The organism is Sphingorhabdus sp. Alg231-15 (genome assembly GCF_900149705.1).
Taxonomy (GTDB): domain Bacteria; phylum Pseudomonadota; class Alphaproteobacteria; order Sphingomonadales; family Sphingomonadaceae; genus Parasphingorhabdus.
This window is the reverse complement of record NZ_LT703001.1, coordinates 127,056-148,422: the sequence shown is the minus strand read 5'-3', so window position 1 is coordinate 148,422 and position 21,367 is coordinate 127,056. Positions and strand designations below refer to the sequence as shown.

At 52.8% G+C, this 21,367-nt stretch carries 16 protein-coding genes; 4 read left to right on the top strand and 12 right to left on the bottom strand.

Features of this window, described 5'->3' with window-relative positions; all coding sequences use genetic code 11:
• The first annotated feature begins 196 nt into the window (after positions 1-196).
• Entirely contained in the window at positions 197-439 is a 243-nt protein-coding gene (locus DG177_RS17615; RefSeq protein WP_337658370.1) for a hypothetical protein, read from the top strand.
• Here DG177_RS17615 and DG177_RS00680 read toward each other — a convergent pair.
• Together DG177_RS00680 and DG177_RS00675 are read right to left on the bottom strand one after the other, a co-directional pair.
• Positions 387-1,181 (bottom strand): CDP-alcohol phosphatidyltransferase family protein, encoded by a 795-nt coding sequence (locus DG177_RS00680; RefSeq protein ID WP_108812694.1) that lies wholly within the window; start codon positions 1,179-1,181, stop codon positions 387-389. The two genes, DG177_RS17615 and DG177_RS00680, sit on opposite strands and share 53 nt — an antisense overlap.
• Positions 1,182-1,233: 52 nt before the next feature.
• Positions 1,234-1,968, bottom strand: coding sequence for a phosphatidylserine decarboxylase (locus tag DG177_RS00675; protein ID WP_108809729.1), 735 nt, complete (start codon positions 1,966-1,968; stop codon positions 1,234-1,236).
• Positions 1,969-2,150: 182 nt separating this feature from the next.
• On the opposite strand from DG177_RS00675, the gene DG177_RS00670 reads away from it, so the two are divergent.
• The gene (locus DG177_RS00670) at positions 2,151-3,371 is read left to right on the top strand and encodes an NADP-dependent isocitrate dehydrogenase (RefSeq protein ID WP_108809728.1); all 1,221 of its coding nucleotides are present in this window, start codon (positions 2,151-2,153) and stop codon (positions 3,369-3,371) included.
• A gap of 57 nt (positions 3,372-3,428) precedes the next feature.
• Positions 3,429-5,237, top strand: coding sequence for a cation:proton antiporter domain-containing protein (locus DG177_RS00665; RefSeq protein WP_108809727.1), 1,809 nt, complete (start codon positions 3,429-3,431; stop codon positions 5,235-5,237).
• Here DG177_RS00665 and alaS read toward each other — a convergent pair.
• The 7 genes from alaS to dapA form a co-directional block, all read right to left on the bottom strand.
• Positions 5,221-7,869 (bottom strand): alanine--tRNA ligase, encoded by a 2,649-nt coding sequence (gene alaS, locus DG177_RS00660; RefSeq protein WP_108809726.1) that lies wholly within the window; start codon positions 7,867-7,869, stop codon positions 5,221-5,223. The genes DG177_RS00665 and alaS overlap by 17 nt on opposite strands.
• A gap of 73 nt (positions 7,870-7,942) precedes the next feature.
• Positions 7,943-8,569, bottom strand: coding sequence for a glutathione S-transferase N-terminal domain-containing protein (locus tag DG177_RS00655; RefSeq protein WP_108809725.1), 627 nt, complete (start codon positions 8,567-8,569; stop codon positions 7,943-7,945).
• Between the two features lie 281 nt (positions 8,570-8,850).
• A complete protein-coding gene (gene recA / locus DG177_RS00650) occupies positions 8,851-9,948 on the bottom strand; it encodes a recombinase RecA (RefSeq protein ID WP_108809724.1) in 1,098 nt (365 codons plus the stop codon).
• Positions 9,949-10,100: 152 nt separating this feature from the next.
• The gene (locus DG177_RS00645; RefSeq protein ID WP_108809723.1) at positions 10,101-12,539 is read right to left on the bottom strand and encodes a response regulator; all 2,439 of its coding nucleotides are present in this window, start codon (positions 12,537-12,539) and stop codon (positions 10,101-10,103) included.
• Complete coding sequence (locus DG177_RS00640) at positions 12,529-13,137, bottom strand: DUF2062 domain-containing protein (RefSeq protein WP_337658362.1); 609 nt, start codon at positions 13,135-13,137, stop codon at positions 12,529-12,531. The genes DG177_RS00645 and DG177_RS00640 overlap by 11 nt, the downstream gene beginning before the upstream one ends.
• A complete protein-coding gene (gene smpB, locus DG177_RS00635) occupies positions 13,130-13,612 on the bottom strand; it encodes an SsrA-binding protein SmpB (RefSeq protein ID WP_108809722.1) in 483 nt (160 codons plus the stop codon). Before smpB ends, DG177_RS00640 begins: the two co-directional genes overlap by 8 nt.
• Positions 13,612-14,487 (bottom strand): 4-hydroxy-tetrahydrodipicolinate synthase, encoded by an 876-nt coding sequence (dapA, locus tag DG177_RS00630; protein WP_108809721.1) that lies wholly within the window; start codon positions 14,485-14,487, stop codon positions 13,612-13,614. Before dapA ends, smpB begins: the two co-directional genes overlap by 1 nt.
• Before the next feature lie 103 nt (positions 14,488-14,590).
• Between dapA and DG177_RS00625 the strand changes: the two genes are divergently transcribed.
• Positions 14,591-16,567, top strand: coding sequence for a transglycosylase SLT domain-containing protein (locus DG177_RS00625; protein ID WP_108809720.1), 1,977 nt, complete (start codon positions 14,591-14,593; stop codon positions 16,565-16,567).
• 28 nt (positions 16,568-16,595) lie between these two features.
• On the opposite strand, the gene DG177_RS00620 is transcribed toward DG177_RS00625, so the two are convergent.
• The 3 genes from DG177_RS00620 to DG177_RS00610 all read right to left on the bottom strand — a co-directional run bounded on the left by DG177_RS00620 (position 16,596) and on the right by DG177_RS00610 (position 21,202).
• Positions 16,596-17,240 (bottom strand): methyltransferase domain-containing protein, encoded by a 645-nt coding sequence (locus DG177_RS00620; protein ID WP_108809719.1) that lies wholly within the window; start codon positions 17,238-17,240, stop codon positions 16,596-16,598.
• Positions 17,241-17,325: 85 nt separating this feature from the next.
• Positions 17,326-19,644 (bottom strand): EAL domain-containing protein, encoded by a 2,319-nt coding sequence (locus DG177_RS00615; RefSeq protein WP_108809718.1) that lies wholly within the window; start codon positions 19,642-19,644, stop codon positions 17,326-17,328.
• A 142-nt stretch (positions 19,645-19,786) separates the two neighbouring features.
• Complete coding sequence (locus tag DG177_RS00610; RefSeq protein WP_108809717.1) at positions 19,787-21,202, bottom strand: FecR domain-containing protein; 1,416 nt, start codon at positions 21,200-21,202, stop codon at positions 19,787-19,789.
• Between the last annotated feature and the right edge of the window lie 165 nt (positions 21,203-21,367).

Genomic DNA, 21,367 nt, shown 5'->3' with positions numbered 1-21,367 from the left:
AACAAAGCCAGCGCACAGTTGCATCTTATGGCACGTAGCCTAGCGAGGAAATGTTGCTATCCCACGCCTGAGGTCGACCTCAAGTGTAACCTTTCTCTCTCTGGATACGTATTTCAGCCATGTTCCAAATAATATTTGACATGAGAACATTATTAGAACATTAAAGGTTCATAGAAAGAACATACGGGAATTTGACATGCTGACCATTGCTATTGCCACCTTTTTTGCCCTCGCCTTTGTTGGTTCGGTTTTGACCATCGCGATGATGTTTCATGCCTATCAGCATAAAATCAAGGCTGTCATTTTGGCTGATCTTGGTGAAGCAGGATCAGTGACACCGGCAGTGTCGCAACGCAGTTTCAGTTCAGTGAGCAAGACCTATCGGCCTAGCCCGCGGCGCCATTCTTTTCAGCCAGCTCCGTTGCGCGCTGCCGCTTAACCTTTGCATAGCTTCTGATGCTGAACGGGATTAGGACAATATAGCCGATACTAATCGCGCTCAGGGTGATCCACGGATTGTTGATCAGTGCGACACCAAGCAAGGCAAAACCTGCAAGCGCCTCGAGACGGATATTCTTGCGCAGGCGCAGCGAGGACCAGCTGAACGTTGCCGTGTTCGAGATCATCAAAAAGGCGATCAGTACGATCCACGGTCCAACAACGGTATAGTGCCGGAACAATTCCTGTTCAGTAATGACCCAGAGATAAAGTGGAAGCATAGCCAGTCCGGCAGCGACAGGTGCAGGGATGCCGGTCAAAAACCCCGCAGATTTATGAGGCTGATCTTCATCATCAATATGAGCGTTAAAGCGCGCGAGCCGCAATGCGCAGCCAACGGCCATGGTCAGTGAAATCACCCAGCCAAATTGCGGCATATGCTGCAGGGACCAGAAAAACATCACCAAAGCCGGTGTCACACCAAAGGCGATAACGTCGGAGAGTGAATCTAGCTCCGCACCAAATCGGCTTTGCGCATTAAGCAAGCGAGCGATCCGGCCATCAAGCCCGTCCAATATGCCCGCCAACACGACGGCGCCGGCGGCCAGCACCCAATTTTCCATGAAAGCGAAACGCACGCCGCTAAGGCCAATGCATAGAGCCAGCGCAGTAACGGCATTGGGTACAAACGCCCGCAGGGAAATGCCGCGTTCGGGTCGCTGGATACGGTTTTTATCTGCCATCAGCTGAAGATCATATCCTGGGTCACAGCGACAAAAGTCAAAACTCCGGACATCATTGGCCGATGCCTTCAATCTCTTTTACCTGACCGATTTCGGCAATAACAGTCTCACCTGCAATCGTCCGCTGCCCCAGGACGACATTCGGGGTCGTCCCCTTGGGCAGATATACATCCACCCGGCTGCCAAAGCGGATAAGCCCGATACGCTGTCCAACCGCAACAAAATCGCCCTCTTTCACAAAGGACATAATCCGCCGCGCGACTAGTCCTGCAATCTGTGTAAAGCCGACCTTCAGCCCGTCATTGCGTTCCACCATGAAATGTTGCCGTTCATTCTCGTCACTGGCTTTATCAAGATCAGCATTCAGGAACTTACCGGAAATATAGGCCTGCCGTCTTACCGTACCCTCAATCGGTGTGCGATTGATGTGCACATCAAAGACACTCATAAAAATGGAGACACGGATAAGCTCTTCATCGCCAAGACCGCCCTCGCCTTGCAACTCAACCGGCGGAACAACCGGCATGATCAAATTGACCAGTCCGTCCGCTGGCGCGACAATATATTTGTCATCCAATGGCGTCACCCGTTTCGGATCACGGAAAAAGGCCAGAACCCAAATGGTAACGCCGGCCATTGGCCAAGCGAGAGTCTCCCATGCAAGAAACGCAAATGCTGCAGTGATCGCCGCCGAGATAAGCGCAAATTTGCGTCCTTCAGGGTGGACCGGTGGAAAAGACCATTTGGCTTCGCCAAGGCCCTTATTTGAATATTTTTCTATCGCCATGAATGTTCTTTAGGAGCAGTGTCCTGCCCTGACAATACTCCTGCTTCAGTTTTGCAGGAACAATCGTGAGAGATTTGAACAGATGGTTGAACATATTGCGATCTTTGCTAAGAGATCGACATCTTAGATTCCTCCCACTGAGTGCTTCGATATATATTGTTTTGCAGGAAAGAAAAATTTCTATGTCTAAAATTAAGGTCAAAAACCCGGTCGTCGAACTAGATGGCGATGAAATGACGCGGATCATTTGGCAGTGGATTCGTGAAAAGCTCATCGAACCTTATTTGGATGTTGAGCTGCATTATTATGACCTTGCTATCGAAGTGCGCGACGATACGAATGACAAGATTACTGTTGATGCCGCTAATGCGATCAACAAACATGGTGTTGGCGTAAAATGCGCGACGATTACACCTGACGAAGCGCGGGTTGAAGAATTTGGCCTCAAGCGGATGTGGAAGTCACCCAATGGCACGATCCGTAACATTCTTGGTGGCGTTGTGTTCCGTGAACCTATCGTAATCGACAATGTTCCGCGTCTGGTTCCAGGCTGGACCGATCCCATTGTGGTTGGCCGCCATGCCTTTGGTGACCAATATCGCGCCACTGATTTCAAGGTCCCTGGCCCTGGTAAGCTGCGCCTGGTCTTTGACGGCGATGATGGTACGAAGATTGATGAGGAAGTTTTCCAATTCCCCTCTCCTGGCGTTGCCATGGCAATGTATAATCTAGACGATTCCATCCGCGATTTTGCCCGTGCCTCTATGAATTACGGCCTTAATCGCAACTGGCCCGTCTATCTCTCCACCAAGAACACGATCATGAAAGCTTATGACGGTCGCTTCAAGGACCTGTTCGAGGAAGTTTTCGAAACCGAATTTAAGGACAAGTTCGAAAAAGCAGACATTATTTACGAACATCGCCTTATCGACGACATGGTCGCTTCCGCGATGAAGTGGAGCGGCAAATTCGTCTGGGCCTGTAAAAACTATGATGGCGACGTTCAGTCAGATACTGTCGCACAGGGCTTTGGTTCGCTTGGCCTGATGACATCGGTTCTTATGACACCAACCGGTGACACGGTCGAAGCTGAAGCGGCACATGGGACGGTCACGCGCCATTATCGCCAGCATCAAGAAGGTAAAGCGACTTCAACCAACCCGATCGCTTCGATCTTCGCCTGGACTCGCGGCCTGATTTATCGCGGGAAATTTGATGACACACCGGAAGTAACACGCTTCGCTGAAACGCTTGAACAGGTCTGTATTAAAACAGTTGAGAATGGTGACATGACCAAGGATCTCGCGATTCTGATCGGTCCCGATCAAAGCTGGATGACGACCGAGCAGTTTTTTGAGGCGGTGCGTTCCAATCTTGAAACGGAAATGCAAAACTGGAAATAATTTCCAGCGCGTTTTGACTTGCTGACAAACGGAATGTTTCGCGTATAGGTGTCTCTTATGAGTACACCGCTCGACAATCCGGCATTTATTGACGCAATCGTTATTTTGGGAGCTGCAGGGATAATCATTCCTGCATTTGCCCGCTTTCGGATCACGCCGATCATTGGATTTATCTTGGTCGGCGTTTTACTTGGACCATCGGGTTTAGGCGCTCTATCGGGCCAATATGACTGGCTCAGATTTTTCACGATCAATGATCGAGAGGCCATAGAGCCCTTTGCCGAATTTGGCATAATCCTGCTGCTATTTTCCATTGGCCTGGAACTTTCGTTCAAACGGCTCTGGTCGATGCGCCAGCTGGTATTTGGCGTCGGTGCCGCAGAGCTGACCATTTCTGGTTTGATCATTGGTTTCGTACTCTATCTGATCGGTCAGAATCCAGCAGGCGCGCTTGGCCTCGGCCTTGCTCTGGCATTGTCATCCACCGCCCTCGTATTGCCAATGTCCGGAACAAAAAGTCCGGTAGGTCGGGCGGCGCTGGCCATGCTTCTCTTCGAAGATGTCGCCATCGTGCCGATTATTTTCTTACTGGGCGCCCTCGCTCCTTCCTACGCTAGCGGTTCCTCATGGGAAGAGCTTGTTCAAACACTGGTCGTTGGCGGGGCAGTTATTATCGGCATGCTGGTGCTTGGACGGCTGCTGCTGCCGCGCATCTTCGCGCAGGCAGCTCGAACCAAAAGCCCTGAACTCTTTCTCTCGGTCAGTCTGTTGGTGATCATCCTCGCCAGCCTCGCCACTGCGGCAACCGGCCTTTCACCGATAGTCGGCGCGTTGTTGGCCGGCCTGTTGATCGCGGAGACTGAATATCACGGTGAAGTGGAAGTGATCACCGCTCCTTTTAAAGGCCTCGCGCTCGGTGTATTTCTGATCACGGTTGGGATGCAGATCGACATTCGTGTCATTCTGGAAAACTGGGCCAGCCTGATCACTGCTGTCGTCGGTGTCGTTCTGGTCAAGGCCGTTGTAACCGGTGGCCTATTGCGTTTTGCGGGAGCGCGCCCAGGTACGGCAACAGAGGCTGGCGTATTGATGTCGAGCCCATCTGAAACCACTCTGATCGTTCTGGCGGCGGCCGCACAAGCACAGCTCATTCAAGCGCAAACAGCTGCTTTCTGGCAGATTGTTACCGCTATAGGCCTAACGATTACCCCCTTATTGGCAAGATTCGGTCATGATATGGCCCGGCGGATCGAATTGCGTGGTGAGAATATCGCGGCTACCGATGATCAGGTCATTGATGCAGAAAAAACGATAATCATCGGCTTTGGCCGCGTCGGTCGATTGGTTGCGGATATGATGAAGGCCCATAATCAGAATTATCTGGCGATAGAATCGAACATAGATGTCGTCGCTGACGCACGGCGTGACGGCTATCCTATCATCTTCGGAAATGTTGCACGTAACGAGATGTTGGATCGATTGAGACTTGGACATGCCAAGGCGCTGGTTCTTACGATGGACGAACCCGTCCTATCGGTCCAGGTTGTAAAGAAGGTGCGTGCGTGGGTGCCAGACTTGCCGATCATCGTGCGCGCACGTGATACTGAACATGCGGCAGAACTCTATCAAGCTGGTGCCACCAATGCTGTTCCTGAAGCGCTAGAAGGGTCTCTGCAGCTGTCCGAGGCCATATTGGTTGAAAACGGTGTGGCCATGGGACCGGTTATCGCGTCAATCCATGAGAAACGCGACCAGATCCGGCATCAAATTCAAAAAGACGGTGATCTGGAAATCGAGCCCAAGCTCAAGTCATCAGCGCTGGATACAAGCCCGGTAACACCGCCGAAACTTAATCCGCAAGAATAGACTTTATAGCAGCAATGGCTTCATCGGCTTTCGCCCCTTCAGGGCCGCCGCCTTGCGCCATATCGGGCCGCCCTCCGCCGCCCTTTCCACCAACTGCTGCCACCGCCGATTGAACCAAATCAACGGCATTATGCGCGTCTGTCAGATCAGCGGTCACACCGACCGCAACGGTTGCACGGCCATCATTGACTGCGATGAGCGCGCTTACACCGCTACCCATTTTCTTTTTGGCTTCATCAATCAAACCACGAAGTTCTTTGGGATTCAGTCCGTTAATCACCTGACCGCTAAAGGATATATCACCAATCGTCTCGACATCACTTGTCGCCGAGCCGCCGCCATCACCGGCCAAAGCCAGAGCCTTTTTCGCTTCGGTCAGTTCGCGGTCAAGTTTCTTGCGCTCATCAACCAATGCGGACACCCGTTCCGCTGCTTCATCGGGAGAAGCTTTCAAGGCTGCCGCTATCGACTTCAATTTGCTATCGCGGTCACCCAACCAGAGCCGGGCCGCTTCACCGGTCAACGCTTCGATGCGCCGGACGCCGCTGGATACTGCGGATTCGGAGATGATGACCATCAATCCGATATCGCCAAGCGCATTGACATGAGTGCCGCCACAAAGCTCAACCGAGTAATCGATGTCATCCTCAATGCCCATTGATAGCACGCGGACTTCATCGCCATATTTCTCGCCAAATAAGGCCAGCGCTCCGGCAGCTACTGCATCGTCTGGACTCATCAGGCGAGTCACGACCATGCTGTTGCCGCGCACCTGCGCATTCACATCCGCTTCGATAGCGTTGATCTCGGCATCGCTCAAAGCGGTGGGATGGGAGAAATCAAAACGCAGACGGTCCGGTGCCACCAGACTGCCCTTCTGGGTGACGTGATCACCCAGATGGTGGCGCAGCGCCTTATGGAGCAAATGGGTTGCACTGTGATTGGCACGCAACTGGGTGCGCCTCGTCGAATCTACGGTGAGATGAACGGTATCTCCAACGGAAACGGCTCCGCCATCAATTGTCATATGATGCGCATGCAGCCTCCCCAGCGGTTTGCTGGTATCTGCGACGTTAGCCGTGAAGCCGTCATTGCCGGTGACCAGACCGCTGTCGCCCATCTGGCCTCCGCTTTCGCCGTAAAAAGGAGTCTGATTGGTCAGCAATATTACTTCGTCACCAGCATTAGCGGACTGAATCTCCTCACCATCTTTGACAAGCGCAATGACCACACCGTCACCAGCTTCGGCACTATATCCGGTAAATTCGGTACCGCCTTCGCGTTCCGCGATGTCGAACCATACGGCTTCCGATGCTTGATCGCCAGATCCCTTCCAGGCAGCGCGAGCGGCGGCTTTTTGTTCGTCCATTGCCACATCAAATCCGTCCCGATCGACACCCAGCGATTTGGCGCGCAAGGCATCTTCGGTCAAATCATAGGGGAAGCCATAGGTATCATAGAGTTTGAAAGCCGTCGCACCGGGCAAAATATCACCATCCTGCATATCAGCAATCTCGGCATCGAGCAGCTTGAGCCCCTTGTCCAGGGTCCGACGGAAATTGGTTTCTTCCCGCAGCAAAGTTTCCTCGATGAGAGGTTTGGCACGGATCAATTCCGGAAATGCGTTACCCATCTCACCAGTCAATGCGCCGACCATACGGTGCATCAGTGGGTCTTGCGCTCCCAGCAGATGCGCATGGCGCATGGCACGACGCATGATCCGGCGGAGCACATAGCCGCGGCCTTCATTGGCTGGCAAAACGCCATCAGCCACCAGAAAGGAAGAGGCGCGCAAGTGATCTGCAATAACCCGGTGGCTCGCCTGATTATCGCCGGTTGTTTCAGTTCCGGTCAGCGTTCCCGACTGCGCAATCAATGCCTTGAAAAGATCGATCTCATAATTGTCATGGGTACCCTGCATGACAGCGGCCACCCGCTCGAGCCCCATACCGGTGTCTATGGATGGCTTTGGCAGATCGATCCGATCGCCACCGAGATGCTGCTCATATTGCATGAACACCAGATTCCAGATTTCGACAAAGCGGTCTCCATCTTCATCCGGGCTGCCGGGAGGGCCACCAAAAATATGATCACCATGGTCATAGAAGATTTCACTACACGGACCACAGGGGCCAGTGTCACCCATCGACCAGAAATTGTCATGGGTTGCGATACGGATGATCCGCTCTTCCGGCAGACCAGATATTTTTCGCCACAAATCAAAGGCTTCATCATCCGTGTGATAGACGGTTACCGTGAGACGATCGGCGGAAATTTCCCATGTTTTGGTGATCAGTTCCCAGGCATTGAGGATCGCCTGTTCCTTGAAATAATCGCCAAAGGAAAAATTGCCGAGCATCTCGAAAAATGTGTGATGTCGGGCAGTATAACCGACATTGTCGAGATCATTATGCTTGCCTCCCGCGCGAACACATTTCTGGCTGGATGTGGCGGTCGGGAATTTGCTCTTTTCAGCGCCCGTAAAGATATTTTTGAAGGGCACCATACCGGCGTTGATAAACATCAACGTCGGATCATTGTGCGGAATCAACGGAGACGAAGGAACGACTTCATGTCCTTGCGCCGCAAAAAATTCCAGAAAAGAGCGTCTTATATCATTGGTGGTAATCATGAAATCGACTTAGGCGAGGCCCATCCTGTTTACAATCCCGTCAATCAATCAATTGGCAATTTATGATAGTCGATCAAGCATAGGCATAGGGCCCACCTTTTTCGAGCGCGGTCTTATATTGTGACCGGTCATGAATGCGTTTGAGCCAGGCCTGCAAATTCGGGAATCGATCATCCAGCCCGGCCCGTGCCTGACTTGCCTCTAGTGGGAAGCTCATCATCACATCGGCAGCGCTGAGCTCGCTACCTGCAAAATAGGGCCGCGATGCAAGTTCGGTTTCAAGCCAAACCAGCAATTCTTCGACCATGCCCATGACCGGTTTCTTCGCTGGCAAGCCAAGAATGCCCAAGCGGTTGACAAGTAGCGTGCCGAACAGAGGTGGCATCATCGACCCCTCCGCAAAGTGCAGATACTGGGTGTAGAGCTGCGCCCCGGTCTTGTCTTCCGGCGCGCCCAATGTGCCGCCCGCCTTTCTGACGAGATATTCAACAATTGCCGCCGTCTCGATAATGACCTGACCATCATCTTCAATCATCGGTGATTTGCCCAGCGGATGCACGGCTTTCAAGCTATCCGGTGCACGTTGGGTCTTGGGATGCCGTTCATAGCGCTTGATTTCATAGGGCAGCGCCAACTCTTCCAGCAACCAGAGGATGCGCTGGGACCGACTATTTTCGAGATGATGGACGATGATGGTCATGAATTCCCCTTTTCCAATTGTCACAATGTTCCGGCCCGCTGTTTAACTGCGCTCAAAGTTCACACAGATCACACCGTTAAAACCGCCAAAAGTGCGAGACACCACAGCTTTCCGAAACTTGTGACAGGAAATTGCGGGATAGCAAATAAAAAGGGGCCGTCCTGACTATCGGGGGACAGAAGGACGGCCCGGATGCCGAGGTTCGTCTCGGGGGAAACGAACAGGCAAACTTGAAATTTTACGGTCAGGTGCGTGAAAAGCTCATGCTCTCCGCGCTCCTATCACTCTTTATCGTCAGCAATCTCGGTATCGCCATCAGCGCCAACCGGGCCAGTCATCATTTCTTCGGCAATTTCTTCTTCATTGCCGCGGATCTGGTTTTCCAGCTTAGCCATCATTTCAGGGTTTTCGAGCAGGAAGCGTTTTGAATTTTCGCGGCCCTGGCCAATACGCACCGAGTCATAGGAGAACCAGGCACCGGATTTTTCGACCACACCAGCCTTGACGCCAAGGTCGATAATCTCACCGACTTTGGAAATGCCCTGCCCGTACATGATGTCGAATTCGACTTGCTTGAAAGGAGGAGCCACCTTGTTCTTGACCACTTTGACACGAGTAGAGTTACCAACAATATCGTCCCGTTCCTTAATCTGGCCGGTGCGGCGAATGTCTAAACGAACCGATGCATAGAATTTCAGTGCATTACCACCCGATGTGGTTTCGGGATTGCCATACATCACGCCAATTTTCATCCGCACCTGGTTGATGAAGATTACCATACATTTGGAACGGCTGATCGAGCCGGTCAGCTTGCGCAGGGCCTGGCTCATCAATCGCGCCTGAAGACCAACATGGGTATCACCCATTTCACCTTCAATTTCAGCGCGCGGAACCAACGCAGCAACCGAATCGACCACCAGAACATCAATCGCATTGGAGCGCACCAATGTATCGGTGATTTCGAGTGCCTGCTCTCCCGTATCAGGTTGGGAGATGATCAATTCGTCAATATCCACACCAAGAGCATTGGCATAAACAGGATCCAAAGCATGTTCAGCATCAACAAAGGCTGCCGTGCCGCCTGCTTTTTGTGCCTCGGCGATGACATGCAATGCCAATGTGGTTTTACCCGAACTTTCAGGGCCATAAATTTCGATCACACGACCCTTTGGCAATCCCCCGATGCCAAGCGCGATATCCAGTCCCAAGGAACCGGTGGAGACCGATTCGACTTCCATCGCCTTACGAGAGCCCAACTTCATGGCTGAGCCTTTACCAAAAGCGCGATCAATCTGCGCCAATGCGGCGTCGAGCGCCTTTTGTCTGTCTGATGAGTTCAATTGATTATCCGATTCTACGACTTTTAAATTGCCGGCCATTTGCCTGTCCCCTTCGCTAAATGCTTGTACGTTATCAATCAATGATGGATATGATGTACCGCATTTGTTCTACTAGAACAAGAGTGGAACAGAATTTTTTTCAAAACTGAATTAATTGATATATTTCAGCAATATATGAGCCATTCCACAGGCTATTTGGCATGTTCGGCCAAAATTTCTCCAACCGCTTCTGCAATTTGCGCCACAGAAAATGGCTTAGGCAGGAACGCTACATTGTCGAGATCGATGGATTTGCGCAATTGCTCTTCAGCATAGCCGGACATGAACAGGATCGGCATATCAGGATGATGCTCCCTCACCTGCTTCGCCATGGCTGGCCCGTCCATATTCGGCATGACCACATCCGACACGATCATATCGAAAATTTCTTCACCTTCGGCGAGCGCCTCCAGTTGCTGTAATCCTTCTTCGCCGTCGCTCGCGGTGACCACCGTATAGCCTTGCCGCGTCAACGCCCGCTCCGCGACCGCACGAACCATATCCTCGTCCTCGACCAGCAGGATATGGCCGCTGCCCCATAGCTCTTTCTTGGCCACTGCCTTGAGCGGTTCAACGGACTGTGCCGTTTCCTGATCCGACATCGTATGAACGGGGAGGTAGATGGAGAAAGTCGCGCCCTCGCCTGGTTTGGAATCGGCAAAAATATAACCGCCCGACTGTTTGACAATCCCGTAAACCGTCGACAACCCAAGTCCGGTACCCTTTCCAACCTCCTTGGTCGTGAAGAAAGGCTCGAATATCTTGCCAATCAGTTCCGGGGCGATGCCTTTGCCGGTATCGGTTACAAACAGAGCGGTATAGTCGCCAACCGGCAGGATATCGCTTTTCAGCGCTCGAACATCTGAAGCCGCGACCGCCTGGGTGGTAATCGAAATCTTGCCGCCCTTGGCACCACTGGAACCAATGGCATCGCGCGCGTTCACACCCAGATTAATGATCACTTGTTCCAACTGCCCCGGATCAGCCCGCACCAGCCCCAAATTACGGCCATGCTTGACCTCGAGCTCGATACTGTCGTCGAGCAAACGCTTGAGCAAGTTAGAGACATCAGCAACAACGTCCGGCAGTTGCAAGATCTGAGGGCGCAATGTCTGTTGCCGAGAGAAAGCAAGCAATTGCCGCGTCAGACCTGCGGCTCGGTTGCTGTTATTCTTGACCTGCTGAATATCGTCATAGTCGCTATCGCCCGGTGCATGGCGCAACAGCATAAGATCGCAATGGCCAATAATAGCCGTCAGGATATTGTTGAAATCATGCGCAACACCGCCGGCAAGCTGACCCACAGCCTGCATCTTCGTCGCTTGTGCCACCTGACTCTTCAACTTCGTCTCTTCGCTATTGTCCTTGATCGATAGCAGAACCGCAGCGTCGCCCAGCCCGCGTATCCCGGCAATGCCCAAGGCCACGGGATCTTCGCCGCCAGAACGCAGGCGCACGGCAAGATCGCCCGACAAGGATGGCCCGCTCGCATAGCGCCGCACCGCATCGGCCACCGCCGATTTGTCATCACGAATCATGAGATCGCCAGGATAGAGGGGTTTCTCTTCCTCTCGTACGCCGGCAACCTTGGCAAAGGCATTGTTGAAAAACAGGAACCGGCCATCGCGGTCGGTCAGGGCGAGACCGAGAGGCAGTAGCGACAGCATTGACTCGACTTGCTCGAGCGCCTTGCCACGCTCAACCATACCGCCATCATCATCGATCAGCAAAATCAGGGCAGGCCCTTTTTCCTGACTGCGATCGAGCGGAATATGAAACAAACGAACAGGCGTGCCATGCCTGCCATCCCGTTCGAAAAAAATTGTGCCCTTATCATCTGAGCGTAGAAAGTTGATAAAGTTCCGGCCGCTTATATTGGCATCTTCCCGTCCCGTTGCCCGTAACGCGAACCCTTGGTTAGACGCCCTAATTCTTCCCTCACCGCCGATAACCGTCGCCAAAACACCCGCTTCGGACAGCGCCCGGCCGGTGGCACCGCCAACCATCCGGATTGTGTCATCCAGGACGTCATTGCGATGCTGTGGTTTGAACTGCCAGAGCAGATATTCATCGCCCTGCCCGGCCCGTATCACCTTGGCATTATATTCCGCGACCCCGCGTTTCAGCCCTTCGGCATAGCCACGACCGTCGCGCCAAGCGTCCCGGCCGGCGGTTGCAAGCAATTCATTACCGCCATCCTGCAGCGGCAATTGTGGTGGAATCGCTGGCCCATTAAACCATTTGATAAACAGCTCGTTGGCACAAACGAGCCGCCCGGCACGGTCGGTTATCGCCAGGCCAATCTCCGATTGATCCGCAACCAGGCGGGTGACCGCCCAATCGGCAACCAACGCTGATTCTTCATCAACAACACTGGCTTGCGGTCGCAGGAAATAGACCACGGCCGCCGTCGTCAGTGTCAGCGCCGCAAAGGCTATGAGCAAAGCCGTACTCTGGACCTGCCAATACAGCAGGCCAAGCGATGACAATATTCCAACAACCAGAATCAGGCCGCGCAAACGAACATCACTGGCCGTTTTTTGCGTGCTCTGGTTTAACAAACCAATATTGTCTCGTGCTTCACTTGCCATCAATATTTCTGTCTAGACCGAGTTTCTCAATCCGTTTTTTCCACTTGCGGGCCGTCCACCAGCGCCAGCCAAAAGTACTGATGACATAGCCGATGCCGCCAAATATAATCCCAAGTAACACAAAGCCAAAGAAAGTCACTCCGACTTCCCGAACAGCCCAAGTCACCCATTCTCCCAGTCCATTTAACTGTCCGTCACCAGTTGCACTGCTGGTTATACCATCCATGCGCAGAACAAAGCGGCCCAGCTGGTTCGCAATCGCCAGCCAGAACGGATAGGTGAAAGGGTTGGTAATGAAGGTTGTGACTGCCGCAATCGGAACATTCGCTCGGATTGGCAGGGCCAGAAACAGCGCCACAAATGTCTGACCACCAAGCGGGACTATGAAGCCGGTGATCAGGCCCAACGCAACCCCGCGGGGCACCGACCGCCGCGTGAACCGCCATAGGTCAGAGCGCAGAAAACGGTGCGCAATCGGCTTGAGATAGCGGTTATTGGCCATCCCTGCGCGAGTCGGCATTTTCTCTTCGAACCAGCGGTAAAACCGCATGATTGTCCGTGCCGCCCAGTCTTTATTTGGTGAGTTAGGATCAGCCATGTTCGCGCAACAACCGCCCTTGCTGACGCTTCCAGTCACGGTCCTTTTCGGTCGCGCGTTTATCCGGAGCCTTTTTACCTTTAGCCAGAGCCAGTTCGATCTTCGCGCGGCCCTTGCCGTTAAAATAGATGGACAGCGGAACAATAGTCATGCCCTTACGCATAACGGCTCCGTAAAACTTGTTAATCTGCCGTCGGTTCAGCAGTAATTTGCGCGGCCGCTTGGGTTCGTGATTGTGGCGGTTGCCATGACTCCATTCGGGGATATTGGCATTGATCAACCAAACCTCGTCATCCTTTACCTCGGCATAGCTTTCGGCAATCGTTCCTGAGCCGAAACGCAGCGATTTGACCTCTGTACCGGTCAGCATGATGCCTGCCTCAAACTTCTCATCAAGATGATAGTCATAGCGTGCGCGCCGGTTTTCGGCGACGACCTTTTGTTTGTCAAACTCAAGAGGACGGGGTTTCGCCATCAGATCAGCCCGGCTCCCTCCAGCGCTGTATCGACGGCTTTGCGAGCGGCATCCGAAGGCGGCGTCATCGGCAAGCGCAAATCCGTTGGGAAGCCCTCAACCACCCGCGACAGGGCGTATTTTACCGGACCTGGAGATGCATCAGAGAACATTGCCTTGTGCAACGGATAAAGTTTGTCATTCAGCTCCCGTGCTTTTTCATAGTCGCCCGCAGCACAAGCCGCCTGAAATTCGGCGCATAGCTTTGGTGCGACATTGGCCGTCACGGAAATGCATCCGGCGCCGCCAGATGCGTTAAAGGCGAGCGAAAGTTCATCCACACCGGACAACAGGCAGAAATCATCATCACAAGCAAGGCGGTGATCGGTGACCCGGTCAATTTCGCCGCTGGCATCCTTGATTGCGATTACGCTTGGCAATTTGGCCAGGGCTGCCACTGTTTCCGGCAATATATCGGTCACGGTCCGCGCTGGCACATTATAAAGCACTAGCGGCAAGTCATTTTTCGTCGTCAGCGTCTCAAAATGGGCATAAATGCCTTCCTGATTGGGGCGATTATAATAAGGCGCAACAACCAGTCCGGCCGCAGCACCGCATTTCTTGGAAAAATTCAAATGGAGCAATGCATTGGTGGTGTCGTTGGAGCCGCAACCCGCAATAACAGGCACGCGCCCTGCGGCCTGTTCGATACAAACTTCAATGACACGATGATGTTCAGCATTGGACAGAGTTGAAGATTCTCCGGTGGTTCCACATGGGACCAAACCGCTGCTGCCTTGTTCAATCTGCCAGTCTACCAGGGCCCGAAATTCACCTTCCGCGAACGATCCGTCGCGAAAGGGAGTCACCAGGGCCGGAATTGAGCCGGAAAACATGGAAATACTCCTTTAAATTTGGCTAAGAAATTGCCAAGGCTTACTCAAGCTTAACAATGATATAGTTCTTCGTTCAGCGCCTGATAAGGAGCCTACCCCCAAAATGTCCAGTATGGTATCAAGAATTATTCTCACAAGCCTGCTTTTAACGCCAGTAACATGCATGGCAGCAGAGCAGAGCGGCAGTGCAACTCTCTCCGATCCCACACGCGGAAATGCCGTTCTCGGCCTGCAACGCTGGCGTGTGCTGACCCAGTCCGACAACTATTCCTTTGAGGATTATGCCGGCTTTCTGGTCACTTATCCCGGCTGGCCCGAGGATACGCGCATGCGGCGTAACGCAGAGCAGGCCATCGACATCAACAATTTCTCTGCTGGCCGAGTGATTGCCTTTTTTGACCGCTTCACACCGCTGACCAATGCCGGTGCAGCAAAATATGCGGTGGCGCTGCAATCCAGAGGGGAAACGCTGAAAGCCAATGCGATGGCCAAACAGGCATGGCGTGGCGGTACATTAACTGAAGACGATGAAACGGCGTTGCTCAGCCGATTCAGTTCTGCGCTCACCGTTGACGACCATGATGCGCGGATGGACGCGTTGTTATGGGCACGGGCGACGCGCGCCGCTGCGCGCCAACTCGGTTATGCATCCTCAGGACGTCGCGCAGTTTTCGGAGCCCGGCTCGCGCAACTAACCGATGCACCCGACGCCAATGCGAAAGCCACTGCGGTGAACAGTCTCGCTCAATATGATGCTGGCTATATTGCAGACCGCGCGCGCTATTTGCGCAATAAGGGGCAGAGCTATAACGCCCGCCAACTCATGGCCAACCGCCCAACCTTGCGGATCAGACCGACCAGTTCATCGCAAATCGCAACCTGGTATGATGCCAATCTGATAAACGCCAAGGCAGCCTATTATGACCGGCAATGGACAACGGCCTTTAACATCGCATCAAAGGTCGACGATGCCTATGCCGCGCCGACGGACATTGCCGCACAGAGCAGCCGTATCCGCGATAAATATTCCGACCTGACCTGGCTGGCTGGCAATGCTGCCCTTTGGGGTCAGCGCAATCCGGCCAAGGCAGTTGCAATGTTTGACCGCTATGCGCGGTCCTATAACAGTCCTAATATCCGGTCAAAAGGCTATTACTGGGCCGGCCGTGCCGCCGCGGAAGCGGGGCAAACGGCTGAAGCAACCTCTTATTTTGAGAAAGCAGCAGCCTTCCCTGCCTATTTTTATGGCCAGCTGTCGCATGAACGTCTGGGCCGCTCGCTGCCAACATTCAATCGTAAACCAGCGGCCGAAATAACCGGTCAGGATCGTACCAATTTTGATCGCGAACCGACCGTCATTGCCGCAAAAGCGTCGGCACGAACCGGTCCTTGGCGGGAACAAATTCGTTTTTATCGCGCGCTTGCTTTCAATGCCAAAACCGAAAGAGACTATGCGTTGATTAGCGACCTTTCCGGGCGCATTGGGCAACGGGACCTTGGCGTTATTGCCGGTATCAGCGCACAGGGACAGAGGCTGAATGCCACCGACGCAACACTGTTCCCAACCTTGAAAGTGCCAAACGGATACGAACCTAACTGGACCAGCATCCATGCGATCACTCGGCAGGAAAGCCAGTTTGCCCAAGGTGCGATCAGCCATGCCGGTGCGCGCGGCCTGATGCAGCTGATGCCTGGAACCGCTCGCGAACAATCGGGCAAAGCAGGCCTGCGCTACAACCTGTCCTCGCTGACGAGCGACCCGCAATATAATATCCGCCTCGGCAGTGGTTATTTTGAACGTATGCTACGCTATTATGGCGGCAGCTTCCCGTTGGCCGCGGCGGCCTATAACGCGGGCCCGGGCAATGTGAACAAATGGCTGCGGCGCAATGGCGACCCACGTCAAGGCGGCATCGACTGGCTCAAATGGATCGAAGACATTCCGATTTCCGAAACCCGTAACTATGTCAAACGGGTGCTCGAAAACGCGGTCGTCTACGACACGATGAATCCACGCGGGCCGAAAATCAAAAGCGCCACACCGCTCACCCGTTATATCGGCAAAAATTACAAAGGGTGAGTTTGAGGCAGCGGTTGGAGTGAAATATCTACTTCCGCTTGCCTGAAGCGAGCAGGACCGAGCGCCCCAAGCAATTCTGGTCTTCTGCCACATAGCTGATGGTCTCAAAACCACCTTGGCTGAGCAGCTCTTTATATTCATCGGGAGCGAGGCTGGCGTGGTAGACGGTTTCGCCGCCAACGGTTCCGGTCACTTCCCCTTCGCCGGTACCAACGGTCAACATGATCGCTCCTTGCGCTTTGACGAGGTTGGACAATTCGGGAAGGACATCCCTTTGCTGATCGATCGACAAATGGAAAAAGCCGTCCCAGCTATAGATGCCGTCAAATTGTCCGGTCAGCGAGAGTTGCGTGATATCCTGAACCTTCCACTCGACATCCGGCCAATCAGCATCCGGATAATGCTGACGGGCCAGTTCGATCATGGTCTCGGAATAATCCACACCGACAAGAGCATAGCCCTTGCCTAGGAAATATCCGGCTACCGGTATTCCTGAACCACAGCCCAGGTCGAGAAGCCTGCCTTTGGGTGGAAGAGCAGACAAAAAGCGATCCAGCCACGGCTTTTCATATAGTGAAGTGGGTCTCACATCGTCCCAATGACGCGCCTGGCGTTTATATATGTCTTTGGTCGACCGCTTCGCCAACGCGATCTGTTCCGAATTTTCGCTCATGGCCGAACCCTAATCAGGCGCGACCATTCGCGATAGCAGAATCTTGTCCAGATCTCTGAAATGCAATCACGTTCACTTTTCGGATTTAAGCAATTTTTCTGGTTGGAACTGCATCAAGCCAATCGGCAATAAAGACATCTGAGGAGATCGGTTTCGAAATGTGCCACCCTTGTCCAACATCACATTGGAAGCTGCTCAGCATATCCATGCAAATCTGATCCTCAATACCTTCCGCAACGACTTTCAGGCTCAACCCCTTGACCAGTTCGATGGTCGACTTGACCATCAGACGGTTGGAATCATTGCTTATCATCGTCTTCACAAAGCTTTGATCAATTTTGATCTCATCTATTGGCAGATGTTGCAGATAGCTCATGGTTGATTGGCCAGTGCCATAGTCGTCAATCGACACGCTGATGCCAGCCGCACGGATGCGCTCAAGCGACAAAATGGACCTTTGCAAATCAGCCAAAGCAGCGGTTTCGGTCACTTCAAATGTAACATAGCCGCTTGGAATATTGGCCGCACTAACCAGTGCGATCGCCTTGTCGATAAACGACTCGTTATCCAGCAGCTGGGCTGAGATATTGACGGAACAACTTAAACCTGATCTCCGCGCACCCCAACTCGACAAATCGTTGAGCGCATTTTGCAGAACATGGAGTGTCAGCTCATCTATCCGATCAGCTTTCTCCAATATGGGGATGAAAATTTCTGGGCTGATCATCCCTCTTTCCGGATGCCGCCAACGCACCAAGGCTTCGGCGCCGTCCAGTTTATTGAGCTGCAAATTCCATTTTGGCTGATAGACCGTCCAGATATCTCCGCTCTCGATAGCTTGCTCCAGTTCGACAAGCAGGTTCTGTTTCTGGCCGACGGCACGTGCTGCCTCGTCATCATGCAATGCCCAGCGTCGACCCTTGGCCATCGCCTGTTCAGCAGCGACTTTCGCCTTATCAATAGACTCACGGCTGATACCAAAGGATGCGTTCAGTTTGATTTTTGTATCACCCGCCATGACTGGAGATTGGAACAAAGCAACAGCAGTGTTGAAATGGCCGGATAGATCGCTGGTATAGTCTTCTTTGACCACCCAACCGATCATATCGGTGTCGAAATGGAAAATACGTTGGTCTTCCGCCAGAAATTTCAACCGGTCGGCGAGATTTTTGAAAAGATCAACGCGCTTGTCTTTGTCAGTTACGACCAGCAGTTCACGGAAATCAGAAAGGCGCGCGACAGCGATATTGCGGTCCCTGCGGCCATCAAGGAATTTCAGCAGCGCCGCTTCATTGGGAAGGCCGCTCTCAGAATTGGAATACTGGCTGCGATTCAGAGCAAAATTGGTTCTCAGAAATTTCTCGCTCAGCAAGAAAATGCCGAGGAAGAATAAAGCGGGGACATTGGAAAAAGTAAAAAGACCGAAATATTCAGTGATTAGAATTAAGCCGAACAGCGAGAGACCAATGGAAACCGCAACCGGCATGATGCTGTTCCCGACCGCCGGACGGCGCCAGAACCAAGCCAGTAACAAGAAGGCAGCAAGGACCAAAGAAGGCAGATAGCCAATATCTGTTACGTTCGTACCCTGCAAAAGAGTCTCGGCTGCCATCGCCTGTATCACGACGCCTGGCATCATCCCATAGCGGCTAATCGGATAGCGATCACCGAGCTCGATAGCCGTAGCGCCAACCATTATTTTTTTACCGCGTAAGTCAGGATCAATCCGTTCGGACTGCAATATATCGACAAAGCTGTAACGCGGGATAGTGGCGGGATCGATCGACTGATCGATTGCAAATTTCTTGTCGATATGCCCAGACGTCTCGGCCACCATGCTGGCCAATGAGGGGCGGGCTGTATTATCCGTTGTCGTCCCAAAGCTATAGTCGTTTAGTTGCCCCCTTTTATCGGGATGGACGTTGACCGAAGCAAGAAATGCATGCTGACTGAATTGCTCTATCGGCAGACTCTCAACATAATTACCTTGTGTGCTACCTTGCTCCTGCTTGAAGGTCGGCAAGATGATCATCGCATCGGAATTCTGCAGCGCCGCTCCAAATAATCGGTCCTGCTCAACCGTGGAATATGAAGAAAAATCGACATCAAAAGCTATTTGCGCGACATCAGCTGCAGATAGCTTGTCCACCAGTTCAGCATAATATCCGCGGGGCCACGGCCAGCGATCAAGCGCATGAAGGGATTTGGCATCGATTTCGACAATGGCGATCTCACCAGATGCCGGCTTTTCGAGCAAGTCAGCACGTAGATTCTGGAATTGCCGCTCAACCTCACCACCGACATTGATGGCAGGCAGAGCGAGTGCCGCCAAAAGCGCAACGGCCCATGCCAGAAAAACGCGCCACGAAGCATTGGCAAAAAAAGAAGCAAAAATGGCTTTCAAAATATCTCCACGAAACAGCCTTAGGCTGATCGTAATAGATATGCGTCTATTTTGCGTTAACCGCTAAACTGGCGCTGAGAAAGGCGGATCAGCGCTTGGTCTAAGCGCCAACCTGACCGTTTCTGATTATCAGAAATCAGTTCTACTTATTTTTACCTTTGCCTTTGCCCTTGCCGCCGCCTTTGCCAGGATTGCTGTCATCAAAGCCGTCAGGATCGTTGCCGTGGCCATTATTGCCATCGTCGTCGTCATTTCCACCTTTGCCCTGCCCTTTGCCATTACCTTGGCCGGGATTACTGTCGTCAAAGCCGTCAGGATCGTTACCGTGGCCATTATTGCCGTCGTCTTGGCCGCTGTTTGCGTCGCCATTGCCGGGCATATTTTCGTCGTTAGTTTGGTTATCTTCACCCTGATCATCGTCGCCCTGGTCATCTTCACCCTGATCGTCGTCACCCTGATCGTCGTCGCCCTGGTCGTCATCGCCCTGGTCGTCATCACCCTGATCGTCGTCGCCCTGGTCGTCATCACCCTGGTCGTCATCGCCCTGGTCGTCATCGCCCTGGTCGTCATCGCCCTGGTCGTCATCGCCCTGATCGTCATCGCCCTGATCGTCATCACCCTGGTCGTCGTCGCCCTGGTCGTCGTCGCCCTGGCCTTCGTCGCCCTGGCCTTCGTCGCCCTGATCAGCTTCACCTTTCTCGTCGTCCGCGATGATTTCGCTTACAATTTCCTCTTCACCGCTAGTGGCATCTACGACATCTTCGCCAGCGCCGACGGATTCTTCGGCATTTTCGACAAAGACGAATCTGTTGTAACTAACGTCGCCACGGATCAGGCCATTGGTCAGTTCCGCAAGTTCAACACCCTCCTCGCTAATTGGTACTGAGATTGTTCCTGACAAGCCAGAAGCAGAAGATCCAGTTGCGGCGACAGCCGGTGCTGCTGTCACCTTAACATCATCGGAATTTGCCGGTTTGTTGGGTGACTCAATCACCCGTCGTTCGCCATCAATAACCACCAGGCTGAACGGATCATTGGCATTGATCATACCGATCACACCAGGCGTCACCAGTTCGGAAGCGCCTTCATCCAGCGTGAAAACTTCTACGGCACCTTCCGTAACCTGAACGGCGGATCCTTCAGCGCTGACTGAAACGCTAAAGGTCGTTCCTTTAACAACAGCCGCCATATAGGGTGTTTTAACGCCGAAATGTGGTGTTTCTTTCTTGTCGATCCGGAACAGGACATTGCCGAGATATTCGATAATCTGAGTGACCTTGCCACTCTTTTCCGGTGCTGCAATCTCGATATGGCTGGCAGGCGATACAACCAGATATTCACCGCCACGCAATAACACTGCCCGCCCTTTTGGACCGGTTTTGATGACATCACCCGGTGCCAATTTGGTTTGGCGTTGCGCAATCTTCACAACCCCCTTGCGCGCTACCGTAACATTCCCACTAATTTCTGACACTTGCCAGCCGGGCGTGCCAGCATAGGCGGCACCGCTCGACAATAAGGCCGCGATAACCAGCGACTTGGTAATGGGATGGCTCATAACAGTTACTCTTCATTAAATTGAACTTGCCTGTCTAAGAACCAGATTTGAAGATAAGAAAAACATAGCTAGTTAAAAGCATCTTAATTTTTTGCCTCTGATAACCAACATTTAACACCGCTAGTTTATGCTCGTGACCGGACCAAATTTTTCAAGAGTATCGGT

Coding starts and splice junctions, on each gene's coding strand:
- DG177_RS17615 (WP_337658370.1), top strand. CDS start 197: ATGCTGACCATTGCTATTGCCACCTTTTTTGCCCTCGCCTTTGTTGGT.
- DG177_RS00680 (WP_108812694.1), bottom strand. CDS start 1,181: ATGGCAGATAAAAACCGTATCCAGCGACCCGAACGCGGCATTTCCCTG.
- DG177_RS00675 (WP_108809729.1), bottom strand. CDS start 1,968: ATGGCGATAGAAAAATATTCAAATAAGGGCCTTGGCGAAGCCAAATGG.
- DG177_RS00670 (WP_108809728.1), top strand. CDS start 2,151: ATGTCTAAAATTAAGGTCAAAAACCCGGTCGTCGAACTAGATGGCGAT.
- DG177_RS00665 (WP_108809727.1), top strand. CDS start 3,429: ATGAGTACACCGCTCGACAATCCGGCATTTATTGACGCAATCGTTATT.
- alaS (WP_108809726.1), bottom strand. CDS start 7,869: ATGATTACCACCAATGATATAAGACGCTCTTTTCTGGAATTTTTTGCG.
- DG177_RS00655 (WP_108809725.1), bottom strand. CDS start 8,569: ATGACCATCATCGTCCATCATCTCGAAAATAGTCGGTCCCAGCGCATC.
- recA (WP_108809724.1), bottom strand. CDS start 9,948: ATGGCCGGCAATTTAAAAGTCGTAGAATCGGATAATCAATTGAACTCA.
- DG177_RS00645 (WP_108809723.1), bottom strand. CDS start 12,539: ATGGCAAGTGAAGCACGAGACAATATTGGTTTGTTAAACCAGAGCACG.
- DG177_RS00640 (WP_337658362.1), bottom strand. CDS start 13,137: ATGGCTGATCCTAACTCACCAAATAAAGACTGGGCGGCACGGACAATC.
- smpB (WP_108809722.1), bottom strand. CDS start 13,612: ATGGCGAAACCCCGTCCTCTTGAGTTTGACAAACAAAAGGTCGTCGCC.
- dapA (WP_108809721.1), bottom strand. CDS start 14,487: ATGTTTTCCGGCTCAATTCCGGCCCTGGTGACTCCCTTTCGCGACGGA.
- DG177_RS00625 (WP_108809720.1), top strand. CDS start 14,591: ATGTCCAGTATGGTATCAAGAATTATTCTCACAAGCCTGCTTTTAACG.
- DG177_RS00620 (WP_108809719.1), bottom strand. CDS start 17,240: ATGAGCGAAAATTCGGAACAGATCGCGTTGGCGAAGCGGTCGACCAAA.
- DG177_RS00610 (WP_108809717.1), bottom strand. CDS start 21,202: ATGAGCCATCCCATTACCAAGTCGCTGGTTATCGCGGCCTTATTGTCG.